This window comes from Vibrio sp. ZF 223 (assembly GCF_003050585.1).
Lineage (GTDB): Bacteria > Pseudomonadota > Gammaproteobacteria > Enterobacterales > Vibrionaceae > Vibrio > Vibrio crassostreae.
In genome coordinates this window covers 35,260-48,247 of the sequence record NZ_PIGB01000003.1, presented here as the reverse complement: position 1 = coordinate 48,247, position 12,988 = coordinate 35,260, and the positions used below count along the sequence as shown (strand labels likewise).

The following is a 12,988-nucleotide window of genomic DNA, read 5'->3' as shown; positions in this document are numbered from 1 at the left end:
TAACTCATACCGTGAACATTAGTAAAAGTATCTTGAGCCTTAGTCGTTTGTTATATGCATGGCCTATTCAGCACTGAATACATAGCCCGGATACTCATCATTAAGTGTTTCCACCACTTCCAACCACGCACTTTTATCGAGTAATTTAGGGGAAAGAGCTTCTGGAGCTAAAGACCAACTTTTTAGATTAAAACCCCAAGACACCGCGCCAACTGGATAGAATACCCCTTCTACTTCAGATAGCCCAAACAACTTTCCATTCCAAGTTAAAGTGATATGGGGAGCCGAAGTCCAACCAGGATTATCTCGAAAAACCTTTCCCAAACTATAAAATGGGTAACTACTATCACGCTTCTCTTGGCTACCAACATCAACAAAAACCCAATTGGGACCAAAATTTCCCAAGGACGAATGTTTACCTGAAAACTGCGCGCCGCTCGATGTTTCCACAATATGTAGCCAGTGTGTCACTTTTGAGGACGAAACCTCAATTGCTGGAAACTTTGGCGCAAAGCAATGAGAATTACCTGATTCGACAAAACGAACATCAAAAGCATCCTCTCGATTCCACAGTTCAATACTGTATTTCTTTATCGCAGAGTCATTCAGACACTCACCATAGCTGCCATTTTCAATATTGGTTGAGAAAGCAGAGTTCCGATAAACGCCAAACGATAAGTAGGCACCAACAACAACGATCAGTAAAAATAACGAACTAAAAATATATTTTTTCATACCTTTTAAGCTTGCCTCCCTCTATAGCTTACGACGCCTAATTCTTATAAGTTCCCTTATCACTTCGATAAAATCCTTGAGGGGAAAATACGAAGGCGACACCTCTGAACATAAAAAGAGTAACTCTAAACTCTGTTGGTGCTTTTCTAGCAAAGCTTGACGTTCAAGTATCGTACTGCTGCCCTGCTCCCTTAATCGAGCGTATTCCAATATCTCTTCGAGTGGCATGGCCGTTTCTTTTAGGCGAATGACAAACTCAAGCCACTTTACGTCTTTCGCGGTATACACTCGGTGCCCACTGCTATTACACTGAACATTTTTAAGCAAACCGATTTTTTCATAGTACCTAAGCGTATGAGCCGACAAACCCACCAAGCCAGAAACTATCATCCAAGAACGCGTTACGCTAAAAACACAAAAACCCAACGATAGCTTGCTGCCGTTGGGCTCTACTCTTAAATGCGGGTTATAACGCTTTGTTACTTAACTGTGATACCAAAATCGCTCCATTGAGCTTTACGCTTGGTGGTAAAAATACAAGAAACACCGCCCACGGTATGAGTAATTGGAGCTTCAAAATCGCAAAACAGTGAGATATACAAAATTGGTAGCTGTTCGTTACCAAATGAATTTGGTGTCCACATGGCTACATCACCATCTTTACATTTAGCATTCGCTTCATCACCATTGGCAAAATGACAGATCTTGTCTTGCTTTAAATCACTTAGCCCAAATGCAGCCGAAGAATTGAATGATGTAGCTGACAAAGCAAAGGTAAGTGCTAATAGAACTTTTTTCATAATAAGGTTGCCCGTAGTTTGATGTATACGAGTTACCTTATCATGATGATAAACATATACTTAGCCAGACTATGCAACCTATGACACAATCCACAAATTGCGTTACTCACGTCCAATTAAGATTTGAGTAACGCAATATCGAAGCCAGAGCAAACTACCTTAAACACTAAAATAGTGCATTTAAAATGCCATGTGTTGGGAATCACTCTTGAACAATTTGCTAGGCAAGTAAGTTATCGAAAGTTTCTCAGTACTTTGTACTTAACACTGTGGTTATTCGCCTCGATAATCTCCAACTGCGCGCCTTTATAGCCAACAACTTTTGAAGAATTTAGATCATACTCAACATCATTTGTAAACGCTGCTCGTGCTTGACCATTACTAAATTCACGATAGCTAATGTTAACTTTATTTCCGACTTTTCCTGAATAAAGTAATGTCTGCTGAAAAGATAACATATCATTCGTAGTATGCTTCACTTCTTTAAAGTCGGCAGATGTACAAACCGTACCACCTAAAGTTGAAACACCACAAATTTCATGATTTTTTTGATCAACGTACATGCCACCATAAGGATCAGCTAATGCGCTAGCTTGTACCATACCGTGCTGAGTTGGTGTGTAGAAGATTTTGTTTTTGCTATGCCCTATTTGAGTATAGAGACCAGGTGCGAAAGTATAACCACCTAAAACACCCACAGAAACACTATGCTTTAGCGAGATTGCGTTTACTGTGGTTTGCTTTCCTTTGGCGAGCATTTCATCACCTACATAAGCAACAGTTTCAACGCCTATAGGCGGATGGTCAATTAATGTTTCCTCAACACCACCACCATTATGCTTAAGCGATGTACAACCAGATAAAATACTAAAACTAGCTAAGACCAATAGGTATTTACGCATATATTTGCCTTTTGAATATTTATAGAACAGTGAACTGTATGGTAACTAGTTTACGTCACTTATGCGATAAATTTAGATAGCCCAACGACTGTATTAAAAATACCATACGTTGGTGATCACTCTTGAATGCTTCGATATTAAGAAGTCTTTTGGTCCCAACCGACGACCAGATCATTATCGAGGGTGATGCGAATTCCATATCTATTGCCACCCCGATGATTATATTTCCAAACTTCTTTCTTCTTCGTTTTGAGTAACTTCTGATCAATATCATGGGGTCTACCCAATGAATCCATCAGTTGTTCGGCTGTTTGTCCCTGCCAAAAGCTTTCATTCATTAGATCACTTACTAGCTGCTCATCCTGATACTTAGCCATAAGGGCTTCTCTGCGTTGTTTCTTTTGAGCATATTGGTACCAAAAGATCCCCCCAATAACAGCCAACACTAATAAAATAAGAGGCAGCCACCCGACAAACTCTCCAACTTGAGATACCCAGTAGATAGGGAGCCCAATTACTACAAGCAATAAGATGCCTTGTGTCTCTGCTTTACTTGTTCGTTTCACCATTTTTACTCCATTTAATAAAACATAACGCACGCTCAAGTTGTGAGCAATGCAACACTATGTTTCCGTATACCACCTAAATCACTACACTTAAGGGATGGTAAAATTCCACGCATCAAGAGTCAGTTTTAAAACAATCGTTATTTATTTTGATTTGTAGCTACGATGGCTAAACGATCAAATATTATTTTTTGATACAACCCCTCTGAAAAAGCAATGGAATTTGAAGATGCAGCAACACCATGAACATCCTCAACAAAAAGCCTACATTGGACACTTTGACCCCAGTATGTATTAATAAGTTTTCTATCTTCTTCAGGTAACTGGGATATATCTGTCGATGAAAACGTCCCAACTACCGTAGAATTAGGAGAGATCTCCGATTTATTTTCAAAGTCATTCAATGTGAGCTTCAAGTCAATATAATTCTCTTTACCAATATAAACGCGGAAAAGAGCTGGCTTCTTAATCGAGGTGTTAAGTCTTCCCGAATTAATTAAAGTAACTGACATTTCAAAAAAAGAATTATTTTCAATAAGATCACTTTTAATTTGTGCAACTTTCCTTTCTATTTCTGGTAAAGATGACTGTAACTCCTCATATTTTTCTTTAACCGAAGCATATCTTTCTTCGTATATTTTCTTGAAATCATCCAAAGTTGCAGAAACATTTGAACCATCGTAATCCACTTCAGGATCAAGACGGCGATTTAGTTTGTTGCACTCATGCTTAGTGAACGTTTCTGGAGCGTAGCTACTAATTTTCTCCAAATCATTTTTTCTCTCTGATAGTTTATCAGGAAACTCTTTTAACTCTTGCTTGGCTCGCTCAAGTAATTCAAGCAACTCATCTAGACTTATCGATTTATCTTGATGTGGTCGCTTCGGAAATCCGTTAGAAAATATGAGTGAAGGGAAATCATTTTGTCTTACTTTTTTCAAATATGATAATTCCGAATATTCATCTAAGGATAACTTAGCTTTATCTGATACTTTTCTATTAATACCATTAACCTCAAGGGTTAGCTTAGATTTTTGGACGAAATAGGTTTGCCAGATAGGTATCAACAACGCTACTACTGCACCAACAATTGCTGAAATTAAATTGGAATACTCGCTTGAGCTTGAAATCATGGACGCCACAAGAAAACCAGCGAATAGACCAACTAGCAAAGCCACAATTAACATGACTATTCTCATCATTTATTTTAACTTCCTTTTTGTGAATTTTCTTTTTACTTAGGCTTCAAGCCACAACTAAACTAAACGCATTTTACCCAAAACTTATAAAACGCTGTGAAGAGGTACGCAACACATAGTTAAAATGCCACGCGTAACAAATCAATCTTAAGAAAATTTTTAAATGCTAATTTTCGCCCAATCATAATGCCTTGGGCTTGGAGCATTAGATTTTTCTCGATGATATTCATTAGGGAAGTTATCTAACGCATACTTGATTTTCTTTACTTCAAAAGGCACTGATACAAAGTATCCATTATTTATCAATATTGGGGGCGTTCGGGTCGTTTCTCGATTTGAGTTGCATAGGTTCACCGCAATAACTGGTATATCAAGACTCATTGCAACTTCAATTTCCCAACGAACAAATTTATACAAGTTTTTGGTGTTCTCACCCACGAGTAGAATTGCTTGTTTAGTGTTGTTAAGTCTTTCTCGTAGACGCCTCTTAATGGTTTCTTCAGAGGCCGTAGCTCGCAAGTTGTTTAAATCATGAGCGTCATGGAAGTTAAAATCGAACCTAGAGTTCGCATTCCAAGCGGTCATTAGGCGATATTTACTGATGTCAGTATCTGCGTCAAACATTACATAAGTTTTATTTCTATAACTCATTACTACTCCTTGCCTGCATGATTTGGAATTGAGTTGGAAATGATGATTGTAAAAAACAAAAATGTATTTATTAGTTGGCTCATAAATACCACCCTAATTTCTTGCGTTAGGGGGCTGAACCCTCCATAAGTTAAAGTGAATGCATTGGCAACACTCAGATAGAACGCATTAGTGCTATCAACTAGATTGTCTGGCCACGATATTTCCGAACTGAAGTGAACGTTATACAAGTATGCGTAACAAGCTAGATAGTAACTAATTGCCAACATCGCATTTAAAAACTTGCGATTAAGAGCTTCACGATCAACTCGCTGCCTATACTGACTGCCCCAAACGTGATAATAGAAATATGTGAATAGATTGCTTACTAGCAAATAGTAAGTAGCTAATAACGAAGCTTGATGATCAATACCAAGTTTCCAGAATACAAGTAGGATTAACCACTTAAAAATCTGATATGTATCAATTGCAATATTGCACGCCTGAATTTTGTCACCAACTGAAACCTCGCTCTTTTTACACACGCCGAGACAGATTTTTGCTAGAAATTTGAACAGTTCAACAAGATTACAGTAGTATGCAAATCTAACCAACGAATCAAAAAGTGGATAAATAAATCCATTCTTCATTATGTTTTCTGCTTCCTTAGTTTCTATTAGCATTTAACGCCGCATTAAGGTGTGAGCAACGCTACCACGAAACCTAACCACACCACCGTAAACACAAAACCCAACGATGGAATGAAAAGTGCCAAGCGTTGGGAATCATTCTTAAATGCTTTGTTAGCCGCTAAACCCGCCATTTACCAGCTCGATTTCAAATGGACTTTCAGCCATTACTGTCGATGAGATCGAATCATCATAGAAGAGGACATCGGTGCGTAGTAAAAAGTTAAAGCATTCATTCTGCTTTACCGGGTTTTGCCTAGCTACAGGTTTAAACCATTTCCTAGATAAAGCCTCGTATACAAAAAGCCACATATCACCTAAAAGCTCATCCTTTGTCATTAAGTTTTCATACTTCGCAAAGTCTGGTGTGTAAGGCATTAGTCCTTTGTCAAAGCAATCACAAAGTAAGATGGCTACAAAGGAATCTCTCATCGTAACGATACTTTTGGTTACATCCTCTGGTACATCAATATTTAATACCAAATGAAGCCACAAACAATAAGCCACCTCATTTCCATGACCCAAAGAGCTTTCGGCTAAAGAAAGCTGACGGAGAACCTGAGATACTTTCGCTACACTAAGTTCATACCCCTTGCGTTTATACTTAATCAGTTGATTAGCAACAAATCGGAGTGTACTACTATCTGCGGTTGCGCACTGTAGGATAAAGCTCTCGAATATAGGGTAGTTATTTTCCGTTACATCAATCTCATAGACTCTTGATACTGCATACTTCAAAATAGATTCCGTTGGCATTTCTCGTGCCGCTCGAAACGCTAAATTAAAGTAATGGATGAGATCGGATTTTTGACCTCCCTCTGTAGAGCGAAAAGAGAATGAACGCATTTCTGAAATCGGTAAAGGCTCAAACTCGTCAGGTAACTGTATTATTTCTGTTTTCAGGGGGTTCAGGGCAAGCTCATACTCATTCAACAACTCCTGCATTACAGTCAATGCTGACTCTGCTTCACCCAACGAGTGAAAACCGAGGTAATAATCATCTATATACCTCAAACCAGAATCAATTCCTTTATCTTTCAACTGCTCGTCAATTCTGGCTAGAATTGATTCTGCTATAAGTAACGACGAATCTGGACCGATTGGTATCCCAATAGTTTGCCCGTCTTGAGAGTCCTGTAAGCACTTGTCAACCAAATTACCAAACAGTGAGTAACTTCGATTTCTCTTAGCTGTAGCTTTAGTGTGATAGGTCCATGCAACACTATGAGTATAAATAGAATGGTAGAAACGGCTAATATCAGTTTTTAAAATATATTTATAGCGACTTCTTAGATGTGCATGTAACTCAGGTAACTCACTTAAGGGATATTTACGATCAAAAGCCCGCTCTCCAGAAGCAGATGAAGTTGGTGTTGTGAGAGAAAGGTGAGACTTTCGAACACATTCATCTATGTCATACCAATTTTCTGTGATTACATCTGCTAATCGAAAGTAGCTCACAGGGTTTGGTATCCCTAACTTTCTTCTTAAAGTCCCCTTTCTCGATACATTGTGAATCCCACACGTTGAGATATACTTATTATTCCTAAACAAGTTAGGTAACGTATCGTAATTGTCGGCAATAGCTTTAGCATAATGCTCCGTTGTAAACGCAGGTAATGCTTCCTTTGGGAAGTATCCCCTAGCCAATAACGTTTCTAGTAATGTCATATTTCTCTTAATTCAAATTTTGGCGGCTAACAGCTATATTAGACATAATAATTCTACATTTTGTCCCCGAGACTGTTCTGTCTAGTAAATTGAACTGCTCAGGCTCTGTCTAATAACTAATTTAATAACAACAACTTACCTGTTTGCTTCTAAAGCGAACATGATGAAACACAGACATTTTCGACATAGTTTCGGCAAAATACAGAAAATGGCGCAATGTGTGAGTGAGTCGTCATCTTGCAGGTTGATTTCTTCCCCGCCGTCTTAGCATTTTGGTTCCAGAACTGTTGGTAGCATGATGATTAAGCCGCAGTCTCGGCGAGTCTCTTGCTGATAAATTTACAGAACGACATTCATTTTTCGAGAGATGGTATGTAAAACTGATCGTTTAATCAATCAGTATTTCATACTCAAAACCGAATTACCTTATTGATATTTCTAACACTTTAACGCCGCGTGTAACGGTTCATTTTTGGTGGCTCACAAAGTCTTGTTACTCGTCCACTTGGCTTAGGTTTTCTATGGCGTTACATCGCAGCTTTCAACACGCTGGCAGAGCTTAGTATTTATCCTTGTAAATTTAATGGTCTTTATCTTCCTGAATTCTATACCTAAAACTCCGTAGCCATGAAGCCTTTTGTGCACTGATAATTTTTGTCATCACGATTAATGCTAGAAAGGTGCAACGCGTGTTGAGGTGAACTATCCACTCAACTACTCACGTTCTGAGCCGCACAGATTCAGCACTAAATACCATGTGTTGTGAATCAATCTTGATCGACGACTCCACACGTTTAGCCAATAGCCCCCACCACCAGCGAATCGCCCCACAGAACGGATACATTAAAAGTCATCAAGCGGTTTTGCTGCGTCAAAAAATGACGGAGCGAGAACGCAGGCGCTAAAAAATTTCACAACCGAGCAAAGGGTTAGTTAAGAGCGAACAGCCCAATAAAACCGAAGGCTTTCACCATTTTGCGCATGGTAAAACAAACACAAAACAACAAAAATTTATTGTTATTCAATAATTTTTTGCTGATCTACAAATATTCCGATGTATATTACCCCCTCAACACCAACCCTAAACTCTTACGAGGTATACAATGAAAAAGGCTTTACTGTTTCTTGCTCTTGGTTCTCTTTCTGTTTTCGCTCACGCTAAAGCAACACAAAATTCAGACCAGATGCTTGCCCAAATCGATAACGTTATTGTTTACGCAGGTGAAAATGTAGACAGCTCAGAAGAGGTATATGAAACGATCAATTCAACTAACTCTGCTGGGTTCGAAAACTGCGCGGTTTATTTACCGGAGGGGGAATTAGAGGCCAGCACGACGATCACTTTACGCCGCACTGAAGGTGGCTTTATGTTGGAGTGTGGCTCTAATTAGAGCTGACGAATAAAAATACCGACCTCTGGGGTCGGTATTTATTCAATTATTGTCTTAGATGCCTATGTTGCGGCATGTAAAGCGAGTGACTGAGCAAACTCTCGCATGTGCCTTGCGTTGTCTGCTTTTTCTGCATCACCACATGCTTTACCGTAGTATTGAATGTTTGGCGAGGAATACACGGGCAATACTTTTTCAGCATAGGTCATCACGGTGCCCGCTTCCCGGCACAAAGCGCCGAAAGAGTAAGGTTTTATATAATCATGGCTTTCTTGTAGCAACATACCTTTGAGCCAGTAGTCTGGGGTGTCGTTGTGCCACGCCTAAGCCAAGTGACCCAGTTCATGCTCAAGTACCTCTACCTCTGCAGCAGATGACAGCACCAAAAAGCTGCGGCTTAAATTCAGATCAACCGAACCCACGGCTCCTTCGTCTGAGAACTCGTGGTCTTCAGGAAGAATCAGTGCATAATAGCTTCCCTCTCGCTGCATGGGTTCCAACACCTCGTCACCAACCAACTTGACTAACTGTTTGTGCAGCTTGCTACTTTCCGCATCTTGGAAACCGGAAAGGTCGATTCTCGTGATGCCTGATAATGTTCTCTCCATTGGTATGCACGAGTTTTGAAGAACAAGATTAGAGTAGCCTATCATCTTCTGAATTTTTGACTCGCTCATCGATACGTCAGTAAAGAAGTGAACGGGAGTTTCGACTTTTTCACCCATTTCACAAGGGGCAAGGGTCAGTTCTTCGCCTCTGTGTTTACCAACGAAAAAGAGTGCCACAACACCCAGCAAAGTGCCGCCAACCACGAGGTTTTTCTTCATTATATTCCTTTATTGCCTTATCGCTTTATTACTTACTTTTTATAGCTTCGGTGCTTACTATTTATTGCTTGTGTGCTTAGTGCTTATCAAACCATGTTTCGATGAGGGCAAGAGCGTTACACTGCTGCCATCAGTGTCTTGATGATGCTAGTTACATGAACCCATTAAGCTAACGCTTTTTCCATAGACAAGTGCACAATACCTGCTTCCATGAACTCTTCTCCAAATGGCGTGAAGCCCAGCTTGGTATAGAAGTCGATGGCTTGCTTTTGTGAGCCAAGATACACGCGCTTGTAACCGCTCTTCTTCGCTTCATCGATGAGCGATAAAACAATCTTCGAGCCAAGCCCCTGTCCTCTAAAATCTCTCATGATGGCAATACGGCCAATGTGACCGTCGCTTAAAATACGACCTGTGCCGACAGGCTTTCCATCAACAGTCACCACGGCATGGATGGCCGAACTGTCTAACCCATCGAACTCTATTTCAGGTGCGATAGATTGCTCGTTAATAAAAACGTTCTCGCGAATAGAACGAATTGATTGTTCATTTTCACTATCAAAAGCTACATTTTTTACTTGGATCATCATTTACCTTTTGTGAACGTTAAAACTGAATGAAACACGAAAACCAAACTAAAAGCACTCGCTTGCATATGCAACATAACTAAGGGAACGGATCAACCTATTGAAAAGCCGTGTAACATGAAAGGAGTAGCACACAAAATTGAGAAGGATAGCGACAAAACCCAACGCTGATGTGTTGAAATTCACGCGTTGGGTTTGAAGAGATAATGGTTTATAAGCCGGATTAAGCGTGCGCTTTGAGGTACTTTTTAACTTTTTTCATCGCCATTTGACGCTTTAGTGGCGACAGGTAATCAATAAATAGGTTACCCGATAAATGGTCAATTTCATGCTGCATTACGATAGCGAGAAAGTCATCGCTTTCAATGGTGATTGGCTTCCCCTCTCGGTCGAGAGCAGAAACAACCACAGACGTAAAACGCTCGACATCCGCGTAATAGTCAGGCACTGATAAGCAGCCTTCTTGTCCCAAAGCTTTGTTGGAACCACTAGCAACTACCGGGTTCACCAAGACTAACGGTTGGTCTCGGCTCTCTGAAATATCGATAACTACCACGGCCTCTTTACGACCGATTTGAGTGGATGCCAAACCGATACCATTATCCGTGGCATAGAGTGTTTCTAACATATCGTCGATGAGTGTTTGTACCGTCGATACATCTTGCACCTCTTCCGCTTTCACTTTAAGCCTTGGATCTGGTGCGGTAAGAATGTCTAAAACTGCCATGCTTTCCTTTGAATTTTCAATTGAATCATTACGTTATAACAGAGAGAACAAGATAACCCAATGTTCTTTCAGTACCAAGTATGGGCGTTCTGACTAGTCAAAATTCTTGAAGTTTACCGGTTCCTTCAACAAGTTCACCAAAGGCAAGAACAGAGGTTCTGGCAGTTCATCTAAGTCGAACCATTGCCACTGCTTGCACTGATGAGGCTCCATGACTTGAGGCTCACCACGAGAACTGGTCGCGACAACGTACAAGGTGACGTAGTGCTTGCCTTCTTTTTCGAAGATATCATTGGTAAAGCCGAGCTTCTTAAAAGCGCCGACCTCTAACCCTGTCTCTTCAAGGGTTTCTCGCTGCGCGCACTCTTCAATGCTTTCACCCAGTTCAAGGTGCCCGCCAGGCGTCGCCCACGTATTCGCACCATGTGAGCCTATGCGCTCTCCAAGTAGAATGCGTCCTTCCCGGAAAATGACCGCTGCCACACCTACACGTACTTGATTATTCACTCTTTACTCCTTTAAAACACATTACTCGCTACTTGGTGAGGTATACCCTGTGGTTGTCGCGATCACTTCAAAACCACGTTTGGAAACAATGGGTTTACTCATATCAGAAGCATCGATAGTAAGGTATTTAACCCCTCTCGACTTGGCTTCCTCAATACGCTTGTTCAGTAGCAAACTGTAATAGCCATTACCTCGAAATGCTTCGATGGTGCTTCCGCCCCAAATACCTGCAAACGGGCTATTACCATTAAATATGATCCACGCTGAGGTCACAGGCTGGTCGTCGACATACACGACATAGATAGACACTGAATCGGGAGCGTGCTGTTTAAGGCTGACTAAATGGTTGTAATGCCATTCGAAATCGCCACCCCAAACTTGCTCTTGGACTTTGATTGCATCGCGAATGCCTTTGCTGCTCGTCACCTCGGTGATCTTACCTTCATCAAAGGGCTTGCAGGTGGCCTTAGACAAGTCCAACACCATGAATGACTCGCGCTCGTCCTGCTCAAAACCATTCTCGAGCAATACAGCACTGATGTTTGTTGGTGTGTCGGTACTGTACATCTTCCATTCAAAACATAGGTTACGCTGCTTAAAGTACGCGAGTTGCTCTTTGACGATAGAGTCTGTGAGGCTTTCATCGAAGTCGAAAAAGGAGATATAGCTACCATGACGATCGTTAGATACGAACTTAGTCAGGTTGTTCTCTGTTACCTTAATACCATTGAATGAGTTAAAACGTTTCCGCTCGAACTCGTTGTACTCTTGCATTACATCCGTTGTATTCATAATTTTCTCTTAGTAGATAGCCCTATCTCTAATCTTTACACCATACACTTCGTACGCCAACCGAGCGAAAACCGATCGATTTACAATTTTTGCAACTGGTGCTGTTTGGCATTACGTCGGTTAAAAGTACTTTTGCCCCTAAGGCGATGGCATCTTCGATTCGAGATCTTAACAGCGCCGTTTGGCCCCCCTTTGAACGATAGCTCTCTTGTGTATACGCATTGGCAAGTATTGCGTGTTCGTTGTTGATGAAACTCGTCGCCCAAGCGCACGGTTTACCCTCTATTTTCGCAACGTAACAGCGGAAAGTATCCGTGCAATAGAGCGCGCGTTTCTGCTGCCAAATTTGGTCTGAACACTCTAAACCGGATGTTTTGAGCAAAGCCAAAAACTCATCGGCATTATCTTGTGTCCATCGCTCAATCGTGACTTTACCTACATCGCTCAATGGTTCTACGCTGGATGTTTCTGCAATCAATGGTTCTGCGCTTGATTTTTCAGAACTCGGCTTTTCTACATAGCCTTCTGCGGGTAACTCAAGAAACTCATGCTCAAAAGCAGGCACAAACTGATGTTTCGATAACCATGATCTCAGCTCTGTAGTCAAAGCGTTAGGCGCAATAGAAATCTCAGGTGAGATACCATCTTTAAATAGTTTGAGGTCTGCCTCTAAGCTCGCGGAATTGCAAACACCATCAATGAGGATCTGGTTGTCGTACTTACGTGTTTTATCGATAAAAACAGTGAAGCCATCATCTTCAATTAAAATCAGTTCACTGGCTAAATCGGTTGAAAGGGTTCGCTCGTTATTAAAATAAAAGTATGCGTTATATGCGTCTTTAACTGCTTTAACTGCTTTAACTTGCATTGTTTTCCTTAACTTGATGGAAACAAAAAGCTCTGTAGAGCCAAAACAACACACGATTAAGTGCTGCGTGTTTTGAATGGTACAGAGCCGATAGGAA

General features: G+C 40.8%; 13 protein-coding genes and 2 pseudogenes. 1 reads left to right on the top strand and 14 read right to left on the bottom strand.

The window, feature by feature from the left end; translation table 11 throughout:
- Nucleotides 1-63 precede the first annotated feature (63 nt).
- From CWO13_RS07720 to CWO13_RS07670, 8 genes and pseudogenes are all read right to left on the bottom strand, one after another.
- Complete coding sequence (locus CWO13_RS07720; protein WP_108082733.1) at nucleotides 64-735, bottom strand: hypothetical protein; 672 nt, start codon at nucleotides 733-735, stop codon at nucleotides 64-66.
- A gap of 126 nt (nucleotides 736-861) precedes the next feature.
- A pseudogene (locus CWO13_RS07715) lies at nucleotides 862-1,125 on the bottom strand (MerR family transcriptional regulator); the annotation flags it as partial.
- A gap of 89 nt (nucleotides 1,126-1,214) precedes the next feature.
- A complete protein-coding gene (locus CWO13_RS07710) occupies nucleotides 1,215-1,535 on the bottom strand; it encodes a hypothetical protein (protein WP_102432414.1) in 321 nt (106 codons plus the stop codon).
- Nucleotides 1,536-1,768: 233 nt separating this feature from the next.
- Complete coding sequence (locus CWO13_RS07700; RefSeq protein WP_108082730.1) at nucleotides 1,769-2,437, bottom strand: hypothetical protein; 669 nt, start codon at nucleotides 2,435-2,437, stop codon at nucleotides 1,769-1,771.
- A 137-nt stretch (nucleotides 2,438-2,574) separates the two neighbouring features.
- Complete coding sequence (locus tag CWO13_RS07695; RefSeq protein WP_108082729.1) at nucleotides 2,575-3,006, bottom strand: DUF2845 domain-containing protein; 432 nt, start codon at nucleotides 3,004-3,006, stop codon at nucleotides 2,575-2,577.
- Nucleotides 3,007-3,143: 137 nt separating this feature from the next.
- A complete protein-coding gene (locus tag CWO13_RS07690; protein ID WP_108082728.1) occupies nucleotides 3,144-4,205 on the bottom strand; it encodes a hypothetical protein in 1,062 nt (353 codons plus the stop codon).
- A 156-nt stretch (nucleotides 4,206-4,361) separates the two neighbouring features.
- Nucleotides 4,362-4,853 carry a TIR domain-containing protein gene (locus CWO13_RS07685; RefSeq protein ID WP_108082727.1) on the bottom strand — a complete coding sequence of 164 codons (492 nt, stop codon included), beginning with the start codon at nucleotides 4,851-4,853 and terminating at the stop codon, nucleotides 4,362-4,364.
- A 782-nt stretch (nucleotides 4,854-5,635) separates the two neighbouring features.
- Nucleotides 5,636-7,192 (bottom strand): RNA-directed DNA polymerase, encoded by a 1,557-nt coding sequence (locus tag CWO13_RS07670; RefSeq protein ID WP_108082725.1) that lies wholly within the window; start codon nucleotides 7,190-7,192, stop codon nucleotides 5,636-5,638.
- 1,103 nt (nucleotides 7,193-8,295) lie between these two features.
- Between CWO13_RS07670 and CWO13_RS07665 the strand changes: the two genes are divergently transcribed.
- Entirely contained in the window at nucleotides 8,296-8,583 is a 288-nt protein-coding gene (locus CWO13_RS07665; RefSeq protein ID WP_108082724.1) for a hypothetical protein, read from the top strand.
- Nucleotides 8,584-8,645: 62 nt separating this feature from the next.
- Here CWO13_RS07665 and CWO13_RS07660 read toward each other — a convergent pair.
- The 6 genes and pseudogenes from CWO13_RS07660 to CWO13_RS07635 form a co-directional block, all read right to left on the bottom strand.
- Nucleotides 8,646-9,410: pseudogene (locus CWO13_RS07660) on the bottom strand (hypothetical protein).
- 164 nt (nucleotides 9,411-9,574) lie between these two features.
- Nucleotides 9,575-9,997, bottom strand: coding sequence for a GNAT family N-acetyltransferase (locus CWO13_RS07655; RefSeq protein WP_108082723.1), 423 nt, complete (start codon nucleotides 9,995-9,997; stop codon nucleotides 9,575-9,577).
- 223 nt (nucleotides 9,998-10,220) lie between these two features.
- Nucleotides 10,221-10,724: a peptide deformylase gene (gene def / locus CWO13_RS07650; protein ID WP_108082722.1), complete on the bottom strand. Its 504-nt coding sequence runs from the start codon at nucleotides 10,722-10,724 to the stop codon at nucleotides 10,221-10,223.
- A gap of 93 nt (nucleotides 10,725-10,817) precedes the next feature.
- Entirely contained in the window at nucleotides 10,818-11,231 is a 414-nt protein-coding gene (locus CWO13_RS07645) for a nucleotide triphosphate diphosphatase NUDT15 (RefSeq protein ID WP_102442411.1), read from the bottom strand.
- Between the two features lie 21 nt (nucleotides 11,232-11,252).
- Complete coding sequence (locus tag CWO13_RS07640; protein ID WP_102479341.1) at nucleotides 11,253-12,023, bottom strand: GNAT family N-acetyltransferase; 771 nt, start codon at nucleotides 12,021-12,023, stop codon at nucleotides 11,253-11,255.
- Between the two features lie 28 nt (nucleotides 12,024-12,051).
- Nucleotides 12,052-12,891 carry a GNAT family N-acetyltransferase gene (locus CWO13_RS07635; RefSeq protein ID WP_108082721.1) on the bottom strand — a complete coding sequence of 280 codons (840 nt, stop codon included), beginning with the start codon at nucleotides 12,889-12,891 and terminating at the stop codon, nucleotides 12,052-12,054.
- Between the last annotated feature and the right edge of the window lie 97 nt (nucleotides 12,892-12,988).

Coding starts and splice junctions, on each gene's coding strand:
- CWO13_RS07720 (WP_108082733.1), bottom strand. CDS start 735: ATGAAAAAATATATTTTTAGTTCGTTATTTTTACTGATCGTTGTTGTT.
- CWO13_RS07710 (WP_102432414.1), bottom strand. CDS start 1,535: ATGAAAAAAGTTCTATTAGCACTTACCTTTGCTTTGTCAGCTACATCA.
- CWO13_RS07700 (WP_108082730.1), bottom strand. CDS start 2,437: ATGCGTAAATACCTATTGGTCTTAGCTAGTTTTAGTATTTTATCTGGT.
- CWO13_RS07695 (WP_108082729.1), bottom strand. CDS start 3,006: ATGGTGAAACGAACAAGTAAAGCAGAGACACAAGGCATCTTATTGCTT.
- CWO13_RS07690 (WP_108082728.1), bottom strand. CDS start 4,205: ATGATGAGAATAGTCATGTTAATTGTGGCTTTGCTAGTTGGTCTATTC.
- CWO13_RS07685 (WP_108082727.1), bottom strand. CDS start 4,853: ATGAGTTATAGAAATAAAACTTATGTAATGTTTGACGCAGATACTGAC.
- CWO13_RS07670 (WP_108082725.1), bottom strand. CDS start 7,192: ATGACATTACTAGAAACGTTATTGGCTAGGGGATACTTCCCAAAGGAA.
- CWO13_RS07665 (WP_108082724.1), top strand. CDS start 8,296: ATGAAAAAGGCTTTACTGTTTCTTGCTCTTGGTTCTCTTTCTGTTTTC.
- CWO13_RS07655 (WP_108082723.1), bottom strand. CDS start 9,997: ATGATCCAAGTAAAAAATGTAGCTTTTGATAGTGAAAATGAACAATCA.
- def (WP_108082722.1), bottom strand. CDS start 10,724: ATGGCAGTTTTAGACATTCTTACCGCACCAGATCCAAGGCTTAAAGTG.
- CWO13_RS07640 (WP_102479341.1), bottom strand. CDS start 12,023: ATGAATACAACGGATGTAATGCAAGAGTACAACGAGTTCGAGCGGAAA.
- CWO13_RS07635 (WP_108082721.1), bottom strand. CDS start 12,891: ATGCAAGTTAAAGCAGTTAAAGCAGTTAAAGACGCATATAACGCATAC.